This is a genomic window from Halalkalibacter alkaliphilus (genome assembly GCF_023555415.1).
GTDB classification, from domain to species: Bacteria; Bacillota; Bacilli; order Bacillales; family Bacillaceae_D; genus Halalkalibacter; species Halalkalibacter alkaliphilus.
The window spans coordinates 61,902-83,104 of sequence record NZ_JAKRYL010000019.1; the positions used below are offsets into that span (position 1 = coordinate 61,902).

A 21,203-nucleotide genomic window follows, 5' to 3' on the forward strand; every position below is an offset into this window, starting at 1 on the left:
ATAATGAATTGTGAATATCAAAGGAGGCCATTAAGATGGAACAAACAAAAACTAAAAAAGTAATTCGATATCGTGGATCGGAATTAAATACAAAAGGCTGGTTACAAGAGGCTGCACTTCGTATGCTAATGAATAATTTAGATCCTGAAGTTGCCGAAAGACCAGAAGATTTAGTCGTATATGGTGGAATTGGAAAAGCGGCAAGAAACTGGGGATGCTTTGATGCCATCGTCAAATCATTAAAAGAACTGGAAAACGATGAGACGTTATTGGTTCAATCGGGGAAACCTGTGGCCATCTTTAAATCGCACGAAGATGCACCGCGTGTTCTGATTGCTAATTCTAATATAGTCCCTGCTTATGCAAATTGGGAGACGTTCCATGACCTAGACAAAAAAGGGTTGATGATGTACGGACAAATGACGGCAGGAAGCTGGATCTATATCGGTTCTCAAGGGATTGTACAAGGGACGTATGAAACGTTTGCAGAGCTTGCCAAACAACATTTTGGAGGCACACTCAAAAATACAATCACGGTAACTGCTGGTCTAGGCGGAATGGGTGGTGCTCAACCACTTGCTGTGACAATGAATGGTGGAGTATGTATCGGTATTGATGTCGATGAAACTCGTATTGATCGTCGAATTGAAACGCGTTATACAGATGTTAAAACAGATTCATTAGATGAAGCGATTCGTATGGCGACAGAGGCAAAGCTAGCAGGAAAAGCCCTTTCGATCGGTCTCATTGGAAATGCTTCTGACATTCTTCCAGAGATGCTTGAAAGAGGATTTATCCCAGAGGTTCTTACAGATCAGACATCTGCCCACGATCCGTTAAACGGTTATGTTCCGTCTAAAATGTCGCTTGAAGCAGCTGCACTATTACGTACGAACAACCCAGAAGAATATGTTAAGAAATCAAAAGCTGCAATGGCTCAGCACGTTCAAGCAATGCTTGATATGATGGAAAAAGGAGCTATTACGTTTGACTACGGAAACAATATCCGTCAGGTCGCGAAGGATGAAGGAGTTGAGAATGCTTTTGACTTCCCAGGATTCGTTCCAGCCTATATTCGCCCTCAATTTTGTGAAGGAAAAGGACCATTTAGATGGGTGGCTCTCTCAGGAGACCCAGAAGATATCTATAAGCTTGATGAAGTCATTTTACGTGAATTTAGTGATAACGATCATTTATGTAACTGGATTCGTATGGCAAAGGAAAAAATTCAATTCCAAGGCCTGCCGTCTCGTATTTGCTGGCTTGGGTATGGAGAGAGAGCACGCTTCGGAAAAATTATTAATGAAATGGTTGCCAAAGGAGAGCTAAAGGCTCCAATCGTTATTGGCCGCGATCATCTCGATTCAGGCTCTGTTGCCTCTCCTAACCGTGAAACAGAAGCAATGAAAGATGGCTCTGATGTGGTAGCGGACTGGCCAATTTTAAATGCGATGATTAACGCCGTTGGCGGTGCAACATGGGTATCGTTGCATCATGGTGGTGGAGTTGGTATGGGCTATTCGATGCACTCGGGGATTGTTATTGTTGCAGACGGAACGAAGGAAGCTGAAGCACGAATCGAACGTGTTCTCACAACGGATCCGGGAATGGGCGTCGTGCGTCATGTTGACGCTGGCTATGAATTAGCGAAGAAAACGGCGCGCGAAAGAGGAGTAAATATTCCGATGTTAGAAATGGAGACTGAATAAAATGGCAAAACCGATTTGGATCAAAAATATTCATCAGTTAGCAACCCTTGCATCCAAAGAGGAAGGTCCGCGCTCAAAGACAGCGATGTCTGAGTTAGGCATCATTGATGATGGAAGCTTATGGATTGAAGATGGGATCATTCAAGCGGTAGGATCAACAAAAGAAGTAGAGCAGCAGTATGCTAATAGATTACAAGAAGCTGAAATTTTCGATGCAACCGGTCACTTAGTTACCCCTGGATTAATCGATCCTCATACACATGTTGCGTATGGGGGAAGTCGTGAACGTGAATTTGAAATGCGTCTAGAAGGGGTACCTTATATGGAGATTATGAATGCGGGTGGTGGGATTCATGCCACTACTCGCATGACCCGTGAATCTACCGAAGAAGAGATCATCAATCAAACAACGAAGCGCCTCGATTCCTTCTTACAGCACGGTGTTACAACAGTAGAAGGAAAAAGTGGCTATGGGATGAACCTTGAAACAGAGTTGAAGCAACTACGTGTCATGAAACAGTTACAAGAAACTCACCCGATTGACCTTGTGCCTACATTCATGGGAGCCCATGCCGTTCCGCCCGATTACAAAGGAAAAGAGGATGAATTTATCGATCACTTGATTAAAAATATGCTTCCTGTTGTAGCCCAAGAGAAATTAGCAGAATTCAATGATGTGTTTTGTGAAAAGGATGTTTTTACTCCAGAACAATCGGAGCGAATTTTGGAAGCCGGCAAAATGTACGGCCTGATTCCAAAGATACATGCAGATGAAATTGTTGCATACGGAGGAGCGGAATTAGCAGCTAAAGTAGGAGCGATTTCAGCTGAACATTTATTGAAGGCATCCGACGAAGGAATCAAAGCAATGGCACAGTCAGGAACGATCGCCTGCTTGCTTCCGGCAACGGCTCTCTATTTGCGTGAGGAAGCAGCGAACGGAAGAAAAATGATTGATGAAGGGGTAGCAGTAGCCATTTCGACAGATTGCAACCCGGGCTCTTCCCCAACAACATCAATGCCGCTTGTCATGAATTTGGCTTGTATCTCAATGCGAATGACACCTGCCGAAGCATTAACCGCTGCAACATACAATGCGGCGTGTGCTATTAATCGTCAAGATCGTCTTGGCTCTCTTGAAGTTGGAAAACAGGCCGATTTGGTGTTATGGGATGTGAAAAGTTATCAGGAGTTACAATATTTGTTTGGTGTGAATCATACGAAAGTAGTCTGGAAAAAAGGCGTAAAGGTGGTCGGATAGAATGAATGAGCAGTGGCTTCAACCACCAGAATGGTTATGGAATGTGAACACAAATGAGCCAACCTATGTCCATCATTGGGTTCAACAACTAAAAGAGTTGGAAGGAGAACCAGATCTAATAGTGTATGGGGCACCGATTTCTCGGTCTTCGATTAGTGTATCTGGTGCGTCCCTTTATCCAACAGAATTTCGACGACTGTGGAAGGGCTTTGCAACTTACAATTTAGATGAAGATGTTGATTTGGTCGATTTGAACGTTGCCGATGCTGGCGATGTAATGATGCATACAACAGATATTCTTTTATCTCATCGACGTATTCAAGAGTCAACCGCTTTTTTAACTCAGAGTTATCCGGGTGCAATGACGTCAATGATTGGCGGCGATCATTCGGTAACTGCCTGTGCAGTCAAAGGGATTAAGGAAGCATTTCCAAACGAAAGAATTGGTATCTTGCAGCTTGATACGCATCTCGATGTGCGGGACCCTGCTGAACTAGGACCAGCAAACGGAACTCCAATCAGACAGTTAATTGATGGGGCAACAGTCAAGGGAGAAGACGTCGTCAATATTGGTTTGCATGGCTACTTTAATGCAAAACCGCTGATCGAATATGCTAAAAAACACTCGATTCAAATGGTTACGCTAAAGAATGCTCGTAAAGCTGGATTTGTGCATACTGTTAGTGAATCACTCACACAACTATCAGAAAGAGTTGATCGAGTGTACGTAACAGTTGACATGGATGTCCTTGATATCTCTGTTGCACCGGGAGTACCAGCTTCCACACCAGGAGGTTTGACAACAGCTGAGTTATTTGATTCTCTACTTGAGATTGGAAAGCATCCGTCTGTTCGTCATATTGATTTTGTCTGTTTGGATCCTAGTAAGGATTCTGTGGTTTCAGAAACTGTAAAAACCGGAGTATATGCGTGGTTGCAATTTGTAACGGGTCTTGTTAATCGCTCGAAGTAAATGGTGCGAAAAGCCTAGGAAGGGCAGTCAAATTTGACTGCTCTTCTATTTGTGAGGTGGGAGGGTAATAGCATCGTCGCTTCGTGGGATTGCGGTTGCACAGTACAACGATGCTATTTAGTAGTGAAGACGGACAAGAACTAATGCCATTAAACGATTATGGCTTTAGTAAAAAGTTTGGTTGGGTAAATGATCGCTTTGGAGTGTCGTGGCAACTAAATCTTCCTTCGTGAAAGTCTTAAATGTTTTCATTAAAAGCAACAAGGTATTTCTTTACCAAGGGTAATACCTTCTTTTATATTAATTGGCTTAATGTGAAGTAATGTACTTAACGGGGGGCTGTCCCAAAAGTCCGGAACAGAGGTGGCAATGGTCCGTTCGCTACGCGCCGTGAGTGTGTAACCCACTCCTCTCAAGGCTTTTAAAAGATGTAGCGACTTCGCTCATTGCTTCGGGGGTGTCTCAAAAGGTCAAAAACAGACCTTTTGGGACACCCCCGTTCACTGTTGGAGGATAGGTTTAAGTCTAATTCCATTTACGATACTTAATTTATTTACTCCTCTTTCTTTTCCTTGTTGACAGCATCCAAAAGATACTGTATAGATGCTATGCCTCGTACTTGCTCTGTTAGTGCATAATCAATGTATTCTAATGATTTTAAAGCCATTTTCTTAGCCTGACCAACGTTGTTTTTTTCAAGGTCTGATAATACTTCACGAACAATATCCAAAGAGTAAACAACTCTTTGAACAGTTCGGATAATTAGAACCCTCCGAATATCAGAGGGACTATATATACGAAATCCACTCTCTTTGTGCCGTTCAGGATTAATTAATCCTTCTTTTTCCCAATGTCGAATTGCTGAGGCAGATACATTCGCTTCTCTTGCTACTTCTCCAATTGTAAAATACTTTATGTTATGGTAATTAGGAATTTCTGTTAACTTTTTTAAATCTAGTATGTCTACTGTTCTTTTTACAGTTTCCTTTTCCTTATAAAGTTCAACTTGTGCTTTATTAATTAGCCATAACGCCTTCACAATTTTCCCATTTTTGATAAGGGGCATTACTTTTTTAACCAAGTCCATCCCAAAGCCAGGTAATAAAGAACGAATACATTTAAAATACAACTCATGCTCGTTTGTATAAATACGGTATCCATTTTCTGCTCTCTCAACCGCAGGAATCAGTCCCCATGATTCATAATGCCTTAATGCACTGGTGCTTATATTCAATTTCTTAGCAATCTCAATACCTTTCATAAAAATCTCCTTTACAAAACTTGCAATTTAACATTAAAGTACATGACGGGTTTTAATTATATAATAAGCTATTTCCAATGAAAAATATAATGAACATTAGCATTTGCATTAATATTGTACGATAGAAGTGTAAGGTTAAAATTAATTCAAAAGGAGCGAATATCTATGAAAAATCAACAAGTGAATCAAACAATCGTACCTTATTTTATGGTATTAAATGCAACACAATTTATTGAATTTACTGGGGAGGTTTTCCAATCGGAAGTAATAAGTGTTAACAGGTTAGGAGATACAGAGGGGGTAGTCCATGCAGAAATGAAAATCGGTGAAAGTACTGTTTATTTTGCAGATACATCTTATGATGGCAGTTGTGGTCCAGGAGTATGTGGAGATTTAAGGAATGATGGTTTAGTTCCTATACAAATGTATATTTATGTTGAAGATGTTGTGGACACTTATGAGAAAGCAATTAAAGCAAGAGCAATATCACTTATGGAAGTCACGGAAGATGAAGATGGTGGCTACATGGCAGGTTTCGTAGACCCATTTAGTAATTTATGGTGGATTCAATCAAAAAAGTAAATTAGTAGAAAGTTATATTGACAAGAACCTAGCTTTTTCGGAATTACTGTGAGAGCGTCCTATTACATGTTGATTAATGAATTAGTGAGCAAGCTATTCTAATGTGATACTTTCCTCCATTTGTTATATGTGGTATATTACGAATGTACGTTCCGGTGGATCGCAGGTGAACGTCGTTATCACTCTAAGTGATGTGGATAAATCAAAAGAAGTATTTGAAAAACTACAAGAAGGCGGCGAAGTCATCATGCCACTTCAAGAAACATTCTGGAGTCCTGCTTTTGGACAAATAAGAGATAAATTCAGTATAACCTGGCAGATATCTACTATTGTAGAAGATTTGAATTCGCCATTCGCTTCCATTATCTTACGCTTTTTCGGAACAGGGAAAGCGTCTTTTTTATCTGATAAAAGGTGGAGTTATAATATCAATGTTTGAAAAAATTAGAATACGTTTGTCGATTGAAGGAGATAACAATGAAAATTAATCAATTAATTGCGAACAATATTAACAAATTAGATGCAGCGCTTCCAACGGATCAATCGTTAGGCATTGCGGGCTTATCAGGCTCTGGTAAAACCACTTTTTGTCAAACCATTGGTGAAGAGTCTAAGAAACGTCTCGTTTCCTTATTACCAAAGGCGGAATATCAGTATTTATTTCAAGATATAATGGAAACCAATTTCAGTGCGATAAAAATGGAAGAAATGCCTTTAGTACTTTTTCTTGGGAGATCATCTATTTCTTCTAATCCACGCTCTACCATTGGCACGCACACTGGTGTATTTACAGAGATACGCGTAAGACTCGCTGAAAAATATGATCTTTCTCCAGAAGTCTTTTCCTTTAATAATGAATTAGGCTGGTGTCCTAAGTGTAAAGGCCGCGGTACGAATAAAAATGTCGAGTGTACTCAGTGTAATGGAAAGCGTTATAACGAGGAAGTGGAGCAGTATACTATCGATTTACTTGGGAAACCGCATAGTATATCAGATATTAACAACTTAAGTATGGAAACGATACTCTCCCTTTCAGTAGATTTAAATATTAGTGAAGAAAAACAGCATCTACTTAAAAACAATATCAATATGAATATAGGTTACTTAACCTTAAATAGAATTATGGGTACCTTGTCAGGGGGAGAATTAACTCGACTTTACTTAGCGGAATTCATGGCTGTAAGTGAAAATACGGTCATTATCATTGATGAAATTTCAGTTGGTATTGATCACGACACATTACTGAAAATTTTAGAACAAATTAAACAATTAGGCTATAAGAATCAAATTTGGCTTATTGACCATTCTGATACAGTGCTCGATACAACAGAGGCCCACGTATTTTTTGGCCCTGGCAGTGGTAAATATGGTGGTAAAATCGTAGATGAGTCACCTCGCCCTAAAGCCGTTTACATAGAACAAAATGAGGAAGAGCCACTAGCGTACTACCAATTTCATGATTTATATTGCCGGAACATTCAAATGGAGGGAATTAATATACCCAAAAATAGATTGGTAACCATTACCGGAGAGTCTGGATGTGGTAAATCTACACTTGTCAACGAATGTATTGCCAAAGATTTTCAGAAGCAATATAAAAAGGATAAACTTGTTAAGGTGGGACAAGATCGCAACCAATCTATTACGAGTCGGTCAACTGTTGCGACGTTTCTTGATGTTAAAAAGAAAATGACAAAATATAGTGAAGCAATTGATGCTATTTTCGATCGCTCTATTGAAGATATTATTGATGAACTTCCGAATGAAGATATTGCTCATAAACGTTTGAGTTTATTGATTAAGCTCGGTCTAGGTTATCTGACGTTAAATCGGAAAACCCAAACACTATCGACAGGTGAATTTCAATGTGTGCATTTAGTCTCGGAACTGTTTGCAAATACTAGAAAACCGCACACACTTTTCTTTTTTGACGAACCTTCCAAAGGTCTATCACAAAATATTTTAAATCAATTCATTGATAGTATCAGGGATATTCTACAAGATGAAACCGTGTCTATCTTGATGATTGAACATAATAGCTATATGATGGAATCTTCTGATTTTATCGTTGATTTTGGTAAGAGAAAGAATGAGCCTGTCACCCATCTAGATGTTGTTCCTCATCATGAATATTTTGAAACAAAACATAGGGAAGATATCCTGTTACCATCGCCTATTTCGTCTACACTCCAAACACAAAATGGCATTACGTATTTAAAAGAACATCATATCGACTATTTTAAAAATGCTGAAAATGTCTATAAGGGCGGTATTTTAAAAAGCTTATCATCAATGGCCCGTTTGATTTATGGGGAATACGATTCTAAAAAAATCGCACCCGTGATTGCCATTGATCTTGAAAGACATTTGTATAGCCAATATAGTTTCCTGTATGAAATTGGTGGCGTCATTAATCATATTATTGCATCGCATCCGACGAATAAAGATACGAGAAGCTTTGATTTCTTTTCAAAGGATAATCATTGTCCATCTTGCTCAGGACGTCTTGAGATTGAAATATTTGATAAAGATCTCGTGATTCAAGACAAAAACCTTCCGTTTTGGGATGGCTTATTCTACCCAGAGATAATGAAAGTATTAAAATTTTATCAATACGAAAAAATAGAATTTCTATTTGAAGAAATAAAAAATGAACTCGGGCATGACCTGACGAAAAGCTATAATGACTTGTCAGAGGAAGAAAAGCATACCTTCTGGTACGGGTATTTTGAAAAGTCATTTTATGATAAGAAAGGTAAGGCGCGAAGAACATGGGTAGGATTTAATACCATCATCGGTGGGTATATTGTTATTTCAAAATCGATTATTAAAGAGCAAATGAAAACTTCCAAAGAAATGATTACATGTCCAATTTGTGAGGGTACTGTGTTAAATCACCAAAAACCGTTAAGATTTGGAAATAAAGATATTCGAGAAGTGATTAATTTGCCGATTGATCAAGTATTGCAAATAGTAGGCGATATACCTGCACTCGTCCAACTGAAATCGATTATAGGTGGCGAGATGATGTTAACAGAAGATGTCTCATTACTCCCTAGAACAACACAGGTCTCCTTGAAAATGTTTGAATTAGAACAAGCAAGCTTTACGGGCTATGAAATAGTATTACAAAATGCCTTGCCATTCTGGGAAACAATACAAGACAATATCGAATCCATTAGCACCAATAACCAAGTGACCATCTGTGATTTCCCTTCTATCAATGAAACAAGAGAAACGATCATAGATAAGTATTTCACAAATGGAAAATACAAAAAACTAACCTATGTTTATGAAGCATTTGGTTACAAAAAACTAGTTACCCAAATCAACAAAATTAAAAAAAGCCAACCATGCCCATTTTGTAAAGGGAAGAAAGTGATATCAGAAGATAATCTGCATGATGGCGTGTTCAAATTAAGCCGCCCATGTGTAAGTTGTCATGCTAGTGGCATCAATGATGACGGGCTTAATGAACTTGTTGAGGGCATACAAGTAAAAACATGGTTAACGGGAACCGTGAGTGATGCTGTGGATGAAAGCTTATATACCGATGCAGTTGCAGCAATTCCTATCTTTAATCGTATTCGTGAGTTAAATAAACAAGATATGATGGCGGTTTATCAATGCCTTCAATAGAGAACCTGTAACCACGGGACTCGTTAGATTTTGACATTAGATTTATGGTTATAATGAATGGGGAACATTATTATATGAATTATTTAACAGGAGTGAATGAAAATGGCTGTTGATGTTTATTTAACTTTTAATGGTAATTGTCGTGAAGCTGTAGAATTTTACGCAGAGGTTTTTGGAACAGAACAACCTACCATTATGACTTTTGGAGAAAACCCTCCAAATCCAGAATTTCCTCTTCCAGAGGAAGCAAAAAATTTAGTTATGCATACACGTTTAAATATTGAAGGAAGCAATGTTATGTTTTCTGATACGTTTCCTGGTGCACCATTCATGGTTGGAAACAACATAAGCCTTGCTTATCATAGTTTTGACGCGGACAAGCTTCAATCTATTTATAATAGACTTAAAGAAGGTGGAACTGTTGACATGGAGCTTCAAGAGACCTTTTGGGCAAAACTTTATGGTCGAGTAACCGATAAATTCGGTGTAATTTGGCAATTAAATCTAAACAACGAAGAAACTGCGTATTAATATTTCTAACATGAGGGTAGGGAACATCCTTTTAATGCTTCAAAATGGGAACGCAGAAGGAGCGATGAATTTTTTACATATCCATCATAAAAAACTCTCCTTCTTATTGAACTTCTATTTAGTACAAAAGTAAATTAGGTATATACTTAACTAAATATATGAATGCTCCAGCCAATGCATAAGTATATGAAACTGTAATTCATTCTGTAAAGGAGGTAACATTCGTGAGTAACTATGGCAGTCTACATGAAAAAGAAGGAAGGCAAGTTTTGGTTTTTGAACGTAACTATCCATTTAATCCTGAAAAAGTATTCCGTATGATAACCGACCCTGATTACTTCATTCAGTGGTATCCATTTGCAACTGGAGATATGGATCTCAGTGTTGGTGGAAAGATAAAGTTCGATGATGGTGAAGGGTCAATCTATGAGGCAGTTATAACCGAATTAAATCCCCCATATTCCTTTTGTTTTCAGGAAGTTAATGACTTGTTAGATATGAACATACATGTAGTAGATCAAGGATGCACCTTGACATTTAGTCATACGTTTGATGATCGAGCAATGGCGATATATATAGCTGCAGGATGGCATAGATGCTTGGATGTCCTTGGTCAATTAATCGATGGTCGTACAACAGAATGGGAAGATAATGCACTTGAATTACGTGGATACTACAAAAAAAAGTTTGATAAAACATAAGCATTTTTAGTTAACTCACATATATGTTAGATTAATGTAAACTCATTTGAGGAGAAATCAAATGAAACCTAATATACACATTGTTACAATTCCAGTCAAAGACCCTAGCTTATCTAAAAAATTTGATCGTCTTTTCGTAGTTGACGGATGCTGCCGCAGCAAAGGTCTTCATTTTTAGCCGACTTTGTGAAAGAATGTACTTAAGCTAACGGGTAGTTATGTGGAGGAAGGATTCTTAATCTTAATATAGAAAATAATATTAATTGTTAAAGCTAAACTTGAGGAGATAAATATGGAAAAATCATTGATTAGACACGGAAAATCACCAACTAACTGAAAACAATACAATAACTTGTTTGGAGTTTAAGCAGTGGGTTGAAAAGTATGATAATCATGGAGTATTTGAAGAAATAACTTATCCTTCCGAAACGATAGAAAAAGTAACAAATACAAAAATTGTTGTTACAAGTGATTTAAAAAGGGCTATTCAATCAGCTAAGTTATTAAATCAAGAAGTTAAAATAACATCCGACCCTTTACTTCGAGAAACTGAATTACCTATTCCTTCAATGAAATTATTGAAATTAAAATTAAAACCGAGTATTTGGGCAGTTATTTGAGATTATTATGGTTCTGTGGTTATTCAAACGAATGTGAGTCTTTGAGTAGTGCAAAACTTAGAGCGCAAAAGAATTGCAGAAAAAAGGTTGGGAAGGTAAAAGAAAAACTGGTGCTAAACATTGGAATTGTACAACATATTCCTTATTCAAGTAACCGGTGCTTTAATAAAAAGCCATAACTTAAAACACCTATTCGTAATGAAAGGAATAGGTATTTATTGATTAATATACTTTTCTACTACTGGCAATGCCCATTTTGGGAGGTAGTCTGAAGAAAAAGAAATAAGCCCATTATTTATCTCTAAGATAATTTTTCCATCTTCTTGACTATTATCAATTAGGACAAGATTATCAGTCAAATGTACATGTTCATAAAGATTATTAAAAGATGTAGTGTTTCTTCGGATGATGTCTTCTGTTGCAATATTATGACCACCATTCTTTACTCTCATTGCAACCCTTTCAATATTCTGTTGAACATTGCTAAGGGCAACATAGAACATAGTGACCTCATATCCAAGGGATTTCGCTTTTTGCATTTGTCTTATTGCGTTTTTTCCTGCAAGAGTAGTCTCAATTGAAAAGTCTTTACCTTCTTTGAGATAGTAATTTACTGATTTAATTACTTCTTTACCCGCTAAAATTCTTTTACTTTCAGGATTTTCAGAATCGAGTCTTCTTGCGATAGCATCTGGGTCAATGTTAATATCGATACCAATTTTATCAATGATTAAGTTACGTAAGGTGCTTTTGCCACTGCCATTGTTACCAGCGAAAACAAACATAATTGGTAAATGAGTATGCATTAATTGTCGCCTTCTTTATTAAGCGGAACTATCTGACCATCTGGGAATTCTTTAACAAGGTGTCCATCCTTTTCATATATGATATAAGTATTATTTGCTTTCGCATCGATTCTTGCACGTTCACCTGTCATTTTTGCCCATTTATCAACCCAAGCATATTTCCTTTTAGTTTGACTGTTTTGTTCTTCAATCATTTTACACACCACCCTTTATTAAATTATAACAGATGTTTAATTATGGATAAATCTTATTTTGCTAACGAGAGCGTTTCTTTAACAAGGAGCGCATTTTTTATGTCAGTGAAAAGAAAATTAATGTTAAACTAACTGCACAAGAGTTGAAATCCAATTGGGTTTTTATGGTAGTGTCGTAGAGCAGATTTATATAAAAAGAAGGTGGTTTTATTTTGCAAAGGTGTGAGAAATGCGATGAGCTATTTAGTTGGAATAAAATTTATAAATCGTTCTGGTGGAATTATCAACCTATAAAATGTAACCAATGTGAAACTACACATAAAATAACACTCACTGGTAGGTTCACTTTTGTTTCTTTAACTATTATACCGATGATGATATTCGGTCATTTTCTTTCGCCTTTTAATAACTTTTTTGTAACTGTTGGAATAGGTCTTTGTATTTTATTTTTAGGTTCTTTATTGGCACCGTTTTTTGTTACTTTTAGAAAATCCTTGTGAAACAATGTATTTAAATTAACTGGAGTTTAGCTTATCAATTTAATTATTAATATATTAAAAGGGGGGAGAAATTGAATGAAAGATAGTAAAGAAACTCCTGAAAGACGAAGAGAGAGAATGCGACAAGAAGAGGTAAAACGAAATCCAGGTGGAAATATGAGAGATGCTTCTAACCGAGCTCAATATGGTGGTCTTGTGGATTTGGTTAATAGTCTTGGGTGGAAAGGTACGGGCATACTTATTCTCGTTATAATTATTGGATTTATAATCGTATCTATTTTCCTCAACTAAAGAAGCAGGTGCTATACATGTTAGTACATAAACAATGACTAAGTAAGGGGAATACATAACGAGGCATTCCTTCAACAAGGTATGCCTTTTAGTTTGTCAATAAAAAGGAAATTAATGTTAAATGAACGAAGCAGAACACTAAAGTAATACTTTAAACTTATAGGGGGTACTAGATGGCTTTAAGTATTATTCTTATCATAATAGGCATTTTATTTTTTGTAGTAGCTTACTTTATCGGTATTAAGAAAAACTTGAATTTTATTTCTTTTTTCATGTTAGGGTTTACAGAGAGATTAGTAGCAGATAAAGACAAAGATAAAGTGGTGAGATTTTTTGGGATTCTCTCCTTAATTGTCGCAACATATTTTTTAGTTTCAGGTATAACAAGATTATTGTGAAGTGTCGAGGCATTTTATTTGTAGCTATGAAATGAAACCCTTTGGCGATGAATTATCTTACTAAGTTTTTATTGTTTTTACTGATATATTAAAGTTAGCAGTACATAATAAAGTAATAAGGTTTACTCAGTAAAATAAGGTATAATATATTTGTTGAATAGATTCTCTTTAAAGACAAGAAAAGTAGGTGGAACAAAGTGGGAAAATATCAATTGGATGCCAAAGGTAAGGTAGCTGTGACAAAGTTTCATGAAAAACAGAGGCCTGCTAATTTTGATAAAAAGCAGCAACTTGAAAAAATACGTGCGGAGTATTTGAAAAAAAAGCAAAAACAAACAGATAAATAATATGAATGAAAACATAGGAAGATTAAAATCTCCCTATGTTTTTCTTATTCGAAGTTCTTTTTTCAATTGATGATAGAGTTTATTATGCCCATAAATTTCAGATTCTGGAACAAAAAACCCCTTATCAGATATCCATTCCTCACTATAAAATCAGTAGTATAATCAATAGACAAGCCGTTACTTTGGATACACTAGTGATCTCCAGCAGAAAATTTTAAAACATTCTAGAGAAATAGAGACTTAGTTTAAAGCAAGGGAATCCTTGGTCCATAATAAAAAAACTCTCTAGCAGTGTGACTAATTGTTTTTTTTATTAGAAAATGCCATTTTACTTAAAAAATTTGCTCAAATTAATTAGTTACTGGGCATAAACTTTTTCTCGGACTGCTTCACACTAAGTACGGTAACCGTAACTAGGATGAGCACCATTCCAAGAAGTTGAATGATTGTCAAATGATCTCCAAGAAGCAGAACGCCAAATAATGAAGCTGTCACCGGCTCTACCATTGCGACCATCGAAGCAGTTGTCGGGGCAGTCCATCGAATGCCAATCAGATAAATTATAAATGAAATTCCAGCACCGACGATCCCTAATAGAAGAAACCATCCTATGTCACTTGACGTCAATACACTAGCTGCTTCACCAGTGTCCGTAAAAAGAAAAAGGATGACACAAAATGAAAAAAAAGCGATAGTTAAGGTGGTCTGCGGCTTTCCGATAGAAGAGGCATTTTTAAACCCGAATATAAATAATGCATAAGAAAGTCCAGAAGCAAGCCCCGCTACCATCCCTAGAAAACTCACTGAAATCGATTCGGTGTTGTAGGCACCTGTAAGCAGGATAATCCCGATAAGTACACCAGAAATGCATCCCCATTTAAACCAAGTCGAACGTTCTATTCGTAATAAAAAGGAGATTAAAAGGACGAACAGAGGTGCGGTGTACATTAAAGTAGCGGCAACAGCAATGCTTGAGGCTTGGATACTTACAAAATAAAAAGTGAAATTTCCAGCAACACCAATACCTGCCAATAGGGACCATATGTATAAACGAGTAGAGAAGATCCAGTTTTGTCTAAAGTGAAAGAGAAACCACGCGAAAAAACATATAAATCCAACAGCCCCTCGGTAAAATGAAATCACAATAGGATCCCAGCCCTTGTTTATTAAAATATTGGCAATCCCTCCACTAATACCCCAGCATATAGCGGCTAACATAACCAAACCTACACCTGAAAATCTCATCGTGTGCCTCCCAAGATAAGTAATGGTACGAATTTTACTCACGCTATTAGAAACTTAACGTGGCCTTAATAACATAAATTCAAGGACCAAACAAACCTCTTTACATTCCTTATCAAGCATACGTTTTTTAAATAAGGCAACTCCTTATTTTGTTATGGAGCATAATCTATAATAAGATATATGAGTTTTTATGGTAAGATGTTTAACGTAGTCTGTTGATGTAATTGCAATTATAAAAAGAATTTTATTTTATATTGGATACATTATTTCAGTCAGTAGGGGTTTATGCTTAATCATTAAAGTAATCAAAAATAAGTTCAATCAACTTACTTTTCTTATTGCATTAAAGGTGGCTTATTTTGACGAAGACCAACTGACAAAAACAAATTGGTTTGCAAAATTCAAGGAAAAAACTATCTATAATAAAACAAGGAAGTGCTAATTAGCATTTCCTTGTTTTCGTTGGATTCAACAGGGAGATTTAACGAAGCTTTAACACCCTTGGGTTTCATAAATTTCAAGTGAAGGAAACCACTATATCTTATGTTATTGGAGGAATTCGCGCTCTAAAGCGCAGAATCCCTTCCCAAACTGAATTGTCTTTACAAAACTATGATTCTTTGGTTAGCGGTTCATAAGCTTCACGATAATCTAAAAGATACGGCTTCTGCGAAAGTATTATCTTAAGAGCGATGTTTACTCGTCATCAGACCACAATACCTCAAATACCTCTCCGTTGAAAAGATTTGTATCGATGTTACATGTTTCAGCATCAAGTCCGTACTGCAAGCCAGCAATCAAGGAACCTTCTGGCGCATCAGGATTATACTCAGGAGCATTTTCCTGTGTTGTGATACCGTGGTTGGGCGATGCCGTCCAAACAAAGGTGTTTTCTAAAATATCTGGGTTTTGTTCTACTGCTGCTTCATAAGCAATATTTACTTCTTGGTCTGGGTGGAACACTCCATATATGCCATTACTATATTCAGATTCAGATATGACATCATACCAACCAAGAATAAAGTTGGCTTCAATCGGGTAAATTGGCTCTACATTTAAAAATAGAGCAACGCCTTCTGGGATACCGAAATCTCGTGCCATATCAACTGCTGCTTGCGCATGGTTTTGCCCATGCTCGTACCCTGTGCCATCATTAAAGTGGTTGTAAATGACAAGGATTGGGATATCTTCAGAGTGGAGAAGTTCTACTTCTTCCTGTGTTAACCCATAAGAAGCTCCTTCGTTGGTCCCTATATAACGTCCCCAAATTTGAGGGTCACCAAAGTTTTCTCTGACACAAGCAAGCATTTCGTCGGTAGTGATGTCAGCTGAATCAACACCCCAAACGATATCTGGAACATCTTCTCCATTGGTTGCTTCGTCGGTCCCGTTGCTATCGCCATTGCTTCCATTATCACTTTCTTCCTCTTTGCCGTTTGACTCTTCTGTTCCGTTTCCGTTATCGGAACGGTTTTCCTCTTCGTTATTTCCGTCATCTGATTCTTCTTCTCGTGCATCTTCGTCGTGAGTCCCTTGATGGATGTTGTTGGAGATATCATTTGTGACATCAGCATCACCTGTTACATCCACTTGATTTGATACATCATTTCCTACGTCCGTATCAGACCCACCGCTTATATTGTTTTCAATAGTGTTATCAACATGGGCACTATCACCAGTAATGACATTGTCAATATTGTTTTGCAATAGGGTGTCTCCAGACTGTTGTTCCCCGTTTTGCTCAGTTTCTGCCTCGACTTCAGTATGAGCGGTCGCAGATTCCGAAGTATTTTGGGTAAACAAAGTGAGGGAGAGAGTGGTTAGTAAAATAGTTGCGGCTATCGCAAGAAATGGAATCCATTTTTTCATATTTTCAAAACCTCCTTCTCGAAAACCATATTACTCAAAAGAAAGGACTTCGTGAGGGGAAGGAGAGAAAATAGGCGCATGCTTTTGGACTTGACGGAGAGTGGTACGAGACCAGATCGTGGAAGATATTTGGAATGAGTGAGGTCTATCGTATGAAAACAATAATAGTTTGTTCTCTTTCAACAAAGAAAAAGACTTTTACAAACGTTCATCTAGACACTGGCTGTTCCTCAACTATATTAGATATGTCACTCCCTAAATTATTTCAAAATCATATCTACAAAACACGTGGGTGATAGCGCGATTATTTTGGATAGCGAAGAAGTCTTTACAAATTTATAAGCGGATAATGTTATACTGATAGAAAAGAAAGGTGGTGCTTAATGTGAAATGGTCTGAAGTTAGAAAGTTATATCCTAACCAATTTGTAAAATTAAAATCGTTATCTTCTCATATTAAGGATGGGCAAGAAATAATTGATGATATAGCTGTGATATCACCAGTACCAGATGAAATGGCAACCAAGGAGCTATTAAAATCAAAAGGTGATGAATTAGTCTATCATACAATACATGAGAATATTGTCCTTGAAATCCGTCAAGACGTTGGGATGAGGAGATTTGATTATAATGAAAATCAATTATAAGTATGGCTTACTCTTAGTAGATATTAGTCTCACTTTTAGAGGAAAGAGAATAGTAATTGAAAATATGGTGGTAGATACAGGTGCAGCTAGAACCCTTATTTCACAGAATGTTGTAGAAGAAATCGGTTTAGGAGTAGACTTGCATGATAGAATTGTCACCTACTATGGAATTGGTGGGAAAGAGCACGCATTTAGGAAACGAGTAGACCAAATTCAAGTTGGTGAATTTACTATTGAAGAAGTGGAGTTAGATTTTAATGATTTTGGGTATGATGATATCAATGGTTTACTTGGGTTAGATTTGTTGATGAAAGCAGGATATAGTATTGATTTGTCACAACTACAAATGAATAAAAGCAGCTAAGGGACCTAATTATTGTATAGATACGGGGTCCCTTTTATGTTGAATTTTTTGGATAACTCGTACAAAAAAGGAAATGAGTAAAGTGGCTGCATTGGGAACTGATTCTTGAAATTAAAAAGCTTCGTGATCATGTGGCACCAGATACGCTTTTGACGATTAATGGGGATATTGCTGACCGTCAAACTGGCTTGGATCTCGTACGCAGGTACGGGGGGATGGTGTTACGATCGGCCGGCGTATTTTTAAAAATCCATTTGCCTTTGAAAAGAAGTCGAAAGAGCATAGTAGTAAGGAATTGCTCAATCTCTTAAGGTTGCATCTTGACCTCTATGATCATTATTCCAAGGAACTTGTCACTCAAATCTCTTCATCGATTTTTTTAGATCTATGTCAGTGTCTTTCGAGGGGCGAGTGAATTAAGAAATCAATTGATGAACGAACACAGAAGTCAACAGATGAAGTGCAGGTATTGCTTGATGGTGTTGAGTTAAAGAGTGTTGATACTTGGATATAAGAAAAGGTTCCTGATCCCGGTACTCTAGAGTATTTGGGCCAGGAACCTTTTTTTATGTAGCTTAAAATCGTGATCGTAGTTAAAGTGCCTGAAGAGTAAGATGGAATGGTGATAGGCGAGTAGGGAGGATCAGGGGATTGATCGAAACCAGGAGGTAACTACTATAATTGAAGAAGCGAACATAATGAGAGAAAAAGAGGACAAGATGACAAGATGGGGGTGTTATTATTTACTAGTGGTAACAGGTAATATTGTTATTTTTTACAACGTAGTAGACTAAATACTGCGCAATAATTAGCTTCATTTCTGCAACATTGTGAAAGAATGCACTTAAATTAACGAGGGGAAGAGTTGAAAAAAGTTCATTTAAAAAATGTGCTTAGAAATGAATAAAGTAGGAAACTCAAAAGAAATCAAATTAGTTATTGGACAATATAGTTACTACATATATTAATGAAAGGAAATGAGAAATAAGGAGGAATAACATGGCAAATCCAATTGTTTCTCGGTCATTAGATGAAATTAAATTTTGGTCAAGAATTATGAAAGAACATGCTTTATTTTTAAGTTTAGGATTCACCTATGAGCATCAGCAATTAATTGATGAGGCAAACCAGTTTATTTCGTTGTTTGAAAGAATTGAGGAAAGGCTATCAAGATTTACGGTCAATTCAGATTTACGCCAAGTCCAAGCTTTCAATACCGAGGTCTATCAAGCTGCTGCTGCTATATGGAGTTATAAAAGAAAGGTATTAGGCTTAACTTTACGCTGTGAAATCCGTGGCAGCAACAATTATCCTTTATTAGTAGACCATATTAGCAGAGAAGCTGCATACTTTGCTAATCGCTTAAAAGAACTAAATGAAGGGAAATTAGCCCCAACTCCAGATGACGTCATTGAAGAAAATGTATTTTTCTTAAAAATAATGGCCGATCATGCTAAGTTTATTGGTCATCTTTTAGACCCTTCAGAAAGAAAGTTAGTAGAACAGGCTAGAGAATTTAGTCATGATTTTGACCAACTTGTTTTTCAGGCTATTGATTTAGATTCAATGCGACCTCAATCTGAAACCGTACCAATCTTGGATCAGTTCTTGGATCAAAACAGAGTTTCAGTAGTTTCATTAAGGGATTTTAAGAAAACAGCAAGAGAATTAATAGAGGCTTGTCGTATTAAAAGTAATATTCATCCACTCTTGGCGGATCATACATTTAGAGAAGCTGAAAGATTTTTGGAAATTATTGATTTATTTGAATCGAATCTTAAAAGAACCGAACATTAAATTAATAAACATTTTAACTTTTTCATCATTCCATAGAGTTTATGCTGTCTACGGTGGTGTGTGTTTAGTCCTATCTGTTTTATACGGATGGGAATGAAATTGTCAACATATAATTCCTTCGCTTTCCTATCTGACGATCTTTTTCTTTTCCTTGTTTCAAATTAAAAAGTTACTATTTGAAAGCACGTTTGAACCAATTTATATTGATAATATTTTATGAATTAGAAAAAATAATGTTGAGGAAAGGAGGGATTGCGAATGTCTGTGAAAAAGTGGGTAACAGGATTGGTCGTTTTGCTTGCAATGGTTGTGGTAGTGACAACTCTAGGGTCACTCAACGTTTTTGCGGAATCCAGTGTTGTTACTCAGCCGATGGAGACTGTGAAAGAGATTGAGGTTGAGTTGAACGATGATTTCTTTAACCCGAATGTCATCACAATTCCGAATGGAACAAACACAACGTTGATATTGAAAAACAAGGGTAAGAAAGAGCACACCTTTACAGTGGAAAAGCTCGGAATTGACGCTGAGGTCCAGCCAGGAGAAGAAATAACCATTATCGTGAAACCGAAACAGCCGGGTACATATGAATTGATATGTCGGTACCATTTCGAGGAAGGAATGGTTGGGAAAGTAATAGTCAAATAACAAGCAGGGCCAATAAGGCCCTGCTTTAATAATAGGCAAAGTAAATTTATTTATTAGTATCCAGACTCAAATATCAGTGTACCTCCTTTAGTATTACCGATAAAGTTTTTAGAGAGATTTTTTATTAAGCTTATTTTCATTACAAAGGAAGTTGATGTTTGGATTATTAATATTAGTTCCACCTCTAATAAATGGTAAATATAATGTATGGAAAACAACTATACCATTTAGAATGAGGTGAAAAAGTGTATTTTTTTAAACCTATTTCTGATGAGGTTCGTTTATCTCAAATAATATTCAAAAAACATAAAAGAACGATGAAGCTCATATTAGTGTCTATTCTTGCTTGTATTGCTGCTATTCTACAGGCTGCTGGTGGGTTTTTACCAGGAATTGGATATTTTATAAGTCCGCTTGCCACTGCACCTATTCTGTTATGTTCAATGTTATCCATTCCATTTGGATTAAAATCCTATTTTCTGACAATTATGTTGTTATTCATCCTACAGCCAACTGAACTAATTGTATTTCCTTTTACAACAGGATTGTTAGGACTTGGCATAGGCGCATCTTTTTCCTTTTTTAGAAAGAGATTAAGTATTATTGCTACTGGTACCATTCTTTTAACGTTAGGAATTATGAGTCTAATATTTATTTTTCACTTTCCAATTCTAGGTCCAGTCGTCTCTGATTCCTTTTCATTTCTTACAACTATAAGTATCTTTTTATTTGCTTTCCTTTATAGCTGGCTATGGGTTGAAATGGCTATAATCATTTTTAAAAGAATAAAAGTGATGATAATTTAGGGATCCTCTAAGATG

General features: G+C 36.7%; 22 protein-coding genes and 3 pseudogenes. 20 read left to right on the plus strand and 5 right to left on the minus strand.

Annotation, left to right across the window (positions count from 1 at the left end; genetic code table 11):
- The first annotated feature begins 35 nt into the window (after positions 1-35).
- The 4 genes and pseudogenes from hutU to MF646_RS16815 all read left to right on the plus strand — a co-directional run.
- A complete protein-coding gene (gene hutU, locus MF646_RS16800) occupies positions 36-1,709 on the plus strand; it encodes a urocanate hydratase (protein ID WP_250097674.1) in 1,674 nt (557 codons plus the stop codon).
- A gap of 1 nt (position 1,710) precedes the next feature.
- On the plus strand, positions 1,711-2,970 hold the full coding sequence (gene hutI / locus MF646_RS16805) for an imidazolonepropionase (RefSeq protein WP_250097675.1): 1,260 nt from the start codon (positions 1,711-1,713) through the stop codon (positions 2,968-2,970).
- Between the two features lies 1 nt (position 2,971).
- Complete coding sequence (locus MF646_RS16810; RefSeq protein ID WP_250097676.1) at positions 2,972-3,943, plus strand: agmatinase family protein; 972 nt, start codon at positions 2,972-2,974, stop codon at positions 3,941-3,943.
- Positions 3,944-4,068: 125 nt separating this feature from the next.
- Positions 4,069-4,176: pseudogene (locus MF646_RS16815) on the plus strand (VOC family protein); the annotation flags it as partial.
- A 320-nt stretch (positions 4,177-4,496) separates the two neighbouring features.
- Here the strand turns inward: MF646_RS16815 and MF646_RS16820 are convergent.
- Positions 4,497-5,204: a MerR family transcriptional regulator gene (locus tag MF646_RS16820; protein WP_250097677.1), complete on the minus strand. Its 708-nt coding sequence runs from the start codon at positions 5,202-5,204 to the stop codon at positions 4,497-4,499.
- Positions 5,205-5,369: 165 nt separating this feature from the next.
- Between MF646_RS16820 and MF646_RS16825 the strand changes: the two genes are divergently transcribed.
- The 6 genes and pseudogenes from MF646_RS16825 (at position 5,370) to MF646_RS23525 (ending at position 11,277) form a co-directional block, all read left to right on the plus strand.
- Entirely contained in the window at positions 5,370-5,786 is a 417-nt protein-coding gene (locus MF646_RS16825; RefSeq protein ID WP_250097678.1) for a VOC family protein, read from the plus strand.
- Between the two features lie 157 nt (positions 5,787-5,943).
- Positions 5,944-6,114: pseudogene (locus tag MF646_RS16830) on the plus strand (VOC family protein); the annotation flags it as partial.
- A gap of 149 nt (positions 6,115-6,263) precedes the next feature.
- Positions 6,264-9,425, plus strand: a complete 3,162-nt coding sequence (locus tag MF646_RS16835) for an ATP-binding cassette domain-containing protein (protein ID WP_250097679.1) — start codon at positions 6,264-6,266, stop codon at positions 9,423-9,425.
- 102 nt (positions 9,426-9,527) lie between these two features.
- A complete protein-coding gene (locus tag MF646_RS16840) occupies positions 9,528-9,956 on the plus strand; it encodes a VOC family protein (protein ID WP_250097680.1) in 429 nt (142 codons plus the stop codon).
- A gap of 224 nt (positions 9,957-10,180) precedes the next feature.
- Positions 10,181-10,657: an SRPBCC family protein gene (locus MF646_RS16845; protein WP_250097681.1), complete on the plus strand. Its 477-nt coding sequence runs from the start codon at positions 10,181-10,183 to the stop codon at positions 10,655-10,657.
- A gap of 356 nt (positions 10,658-11,013) precedes the next feature.
- Positions 11,014-11,277: a histidine phosphatase family protein gene (locus tag MF646_RS23525; protein ID WP_420842531.1), complete on the plus strand. Its 264-nt coding sequence runs from the start codon at positions 11,014-11,016 to the stop codon at positions 11,275-11,277.
- Between the two features lie 215 nt (positions 11,278-11,492).
- Here MF646_RS23525 and MF646_RS16850 read toward each other — a convergent pair whose 3' ends face one another.
- Together MF646_RS16850 and MF646_RS16855 are read right to left on the minus strand one after the other, a co-directional pair.
- A complete protein-coding gene (locus tag MF646_RS16850) occupies positions 11,493-12,083 on the minus strand; it encodes an ATPase (RefSeq protein WP_250097682.1) in 591 nt (196 codons plus the stop codon).
- Positions 12,083-12,277, minus strand: coding sequence for a hypothetical protein (locus MF646_RS16855; protein WP_250097683.1), 195 nt, complete (start codon positions 12,275-12,277; stop codon positions 12,083-12,085). The genes MF646_RS16850 and MF646_RS16855 overlap by 1 nt, the downstream gene beginning before the upstream one ends.
- 212 nt (positions 12,278-12,489) lie before the next feature.
- Between MF646_RS16855 and MF646_RS23530 the strand changes: the two genes are divergently transcribed.
- The 4 genes from MF646_RS23530 (at position 12,490) to MF646_RS16870 (ending at position 13,813) form a co-directional block, all read left to right on the plus strand.
- Positions 12,490-12,777: a TIGR04104 family putative zinc finger protein gene (locus MF646_RS23530; protein ID WP_420842532.1), complete on the plus strand. Its 288-nt coding sequence runs from the start codon at positions 12,490-12,492 to the stop codon at positions 12,775-12,777.
- Positions 12,778-12,852: 75 nt separating this feature from the next.
- On the plus strand, positions 12,853-13,068 hold the full coding sequence (locus tag MF646_RS16860) for a DUF6366 family protein (protein ID WP_250097684.1): 216 nt from the start codon (positions 12,853-12,855) through the stop codon (positions 13,066-13,068).
- Between the two features lie 173 nt (positions 13,069-13,241).
- On the plus strand, positions 13,242-13,466 hold the full coding sequence (locus tag MF646_RS16865; RefSeq protein ID WP_250097685.1) for a hypothetical protein: 225 nt from the start codon (positions 13,242-13,244) through the stop codon (positions 13,464-13,466).
- Between the two features lie 197 nt (positions 13,467-13,663).
- On the plus strand, positions 13,664-13,813 hold the full coding sequence (locus MF646_RS16870) for a hypothetical protein (protein ID WP_250097686.1): 150 nt from the start codon (positions 13,664-13,666) through the stop codon (positions 13,811-13,813).
- 354 nt (positions 13,814-14,167) lie between these two features.
- Here the strand turns inward: MF646_RS16870 and MF646_RS16875 are convergent, their stop codons facing one another.
- Together MF646_RS16875 and MF646_RS16880 are read right to left on the minus strand one after the other, a co-directional pair.
- Positions 14,168-15,058 carry a DMT family transporter gene (locus MF646_RS16875; protein ID WP_250097687.1) on the minus strand — a complete coding sequence of 297 codons (891 nt, stop codon included), beginning with the start codon at positions 15,056-15,058 and terminating at the stop codon, positions 14,168-14,170.
- Between the two features lie 696 nt (positions 15,059-15,754).
- The gene (locus MF646_RS16880) at positions 15,755-16,927 is read right to left on the minus strand and encodes a glycoside hydrolase domain-containing protein (RefSeq protein WP_250097688.1); all 1,173 of its coding nucleotides are present in this window, start codon (positions 16,925-16,927) and stop codon (positions 15,755-15,757) included.
- A 385-nt stretch (positions 16,928-17,312) separates the two neighbouring features.
- Here MF646_RS16880 and MF646_RS16885 point away from each other — a divergent pair, with 385 nt between their 5' ends.
- From MF646_RS16885 to MF646_RS16910, 6 genes and pseudogenes are all read left to right on the plus strand, one after another.
- Positions 17,313-17,573: a hypothetical protein gene (locus MF646_RS16885; RefSeq protein WP_250097689.1), complete on the plus strand. Its 261-nt coding sequence runs from the start codon at positions 17,313-17,315 to the stop codon at positions 17,571-17,573.
- Complete coding sequence (locus tag MF646_RS16890; protein ID WP_250097690.1) at positions 17,557-17,937, plus strand: retropepsin-like aspartic protease; 381 nt, start codon at positions 17,557-17,559, stop codon at positions 17,935-17,937. Before MF646_RS16885 ends, MF646_RS16890 begins: the two co-directional genes overlap by 17 nt.
- A gap of 58 nt (positions 17,938-17,995) precedes the next feature.
- Positions 17,996-18,451 (plus strand): annotated as a pseudogene (locus tag MF646_RS16895) (tRNA-dihydrouridine synthase); the annotation flags it as partial.
- 485 nt (positions 18,452-18,936) lie between these two features.
- On the plus strand, positions 18,937-19,734 hold the full coding sequence (locus tag MF646_RS16900) for a DUF2935 domain-containing protein (RefSeq protein ID WP_250097691.1): 798 nt from the start codon (positions 18,937-18,939) through the stop codon (positions 19,732-19,734).
- A 258-nt stretch (positions 19,735-19,992) separates the two neighbouring features.
- Complete coding sequence (locus tag MF646_RS16905) at positions 19,993-20,382, plus strand: cupredoxin domain-containing protein (RefSeq protein ID WP_250097692.1); 390 nt, start codon at positions 19,993-19,995, stop codon at positions 20,380-20,382.
- 245 nt (positions 20,383-20,627) lie between these two features.
- Positions 20,628-21,188: a hypothetical protein gene (locus tag MF646_RS16910; protein ID WP_250097693.1), complete on the plus strand. Its 561-nt coding sequence runs from the start codon at positions 20,628-20,630 to the stop codon at positions 21,186-21,188.
- Positions 21,189-21,203 lie beyond the last annotated feature (15 nt).

Excerpts from the sequence above, each read along its gene's own strand:
- hutU (WP_250097674.1), top strand. The coding sequence starts at position 36 with ATGGAACAAACAAAAACTAAAAAAGTAATTCGATATCGTGGATCGGAA.
- hutI (WP_250097675.1), top strand. The coding sequence starts at position 1,711 with ATGGCAAAACCGATTTGGATCAAAAATATTCATCAGTTAGCAACCCTT.
- MF646_RS16810 (WP_250097676.1), top strand. The coding sequence starts at position 2,972 with ATGAATGAGCAGTGGCTTCAACCACCAGAATGGTTATGGAATGTGAAC.
- MF646_RS16820 (WP_250097677.1), bottom strand. The coding sequence starts at position 5,204 with ATGAAAGGTATTGAGATTGCTAAGAAATTGAATATAAGCACCAGTGCA.
- MF646_RS16825 (WP_250097678.1), top strand. The coding sequence starts at position 5,370 with ATGAAAAATCAACAAGTGAATCAAACAATCGTACCTTATTTTATGGTA.
- MF646_RS16835 (WP_250097679.1), top strand. The coding sequence starts at position 6,264 with ATGAAAATTAATCAATTAATTGCGAACAATATTAACAAATTAGATGCA.
- MF646_RS16840 (WP_250097680.1), top strand. The coding sequence starts at position 9,528 with ATGGCTGTTGATGTTTATTTAACTTTTAATGGTAATTGTCGTGAAGCT.
- MF646_RS16850 (WP_250097682.1), bottom strand. The coding sequence starts at position 12,083 with ATGCATACTCATTTACCAATTATGTTTGTTTTCGCTGGTAACAATGGC.
- MF646_RS16855 (WP_250097683.1), bottom strand. The coding sequence starts at position 12,277 with ATGATTGAAGAACAAAACAGTCAAACTAAAAGGAAATATGCTTGGGTT.
- MF646_RS16860 (WP_250097684.1), top strand. The coding sequence starts at position 12,853 with ATGAAAGATAGTAAAGAAACTCCTGAAAGACGAAGAGAGAGAATGCGA.
- MF646_RS16865 (WP_250097685.1), top strand. The coding sequence starts at position 13,242 with ATGGCTTTAAGTATTATTCTTATCATAATAGGCATTTTATTTTTTGTA.
- MF646_RS16875 (WP_250097687.1), bottom strand. The coding sequence starts at position 15,058 with ATGAGATTTTCAGGTGTAGGTTTGGTTATGTTAGCCGCTATATGCTGG.
- MF646_RS16880 (WP_250097688.1), bottom strand. The coding sequence starts at position 16,927 with ATGAAAAAATGGATTCCATTTCTTGCGATAGCCGCAACTATTTTACTA.
- MF646_RS16890 (WP_250097690.1), top strand. The coding sequence starts at position 17,557 with ATGAAAATCAATTATAAGTATGGCTTACTCTTAGTAGATATTAGTCTC.
- MF646_RS16900 (WP_250097691.1), top strand. The coding sequence starts at position 18,937 with ATGGCAAATCCAATTGTTTCTCGGTCATTAGATGAAATTAAATTTTGG.
- MF646_RS16905 (WP_250097692.1), top strand. The coding sequence starts at position 19,993 with ATGTCTGTGAAAAAGTGGGTAACAGGATTGGTCGTTTTGCTTGCAATG.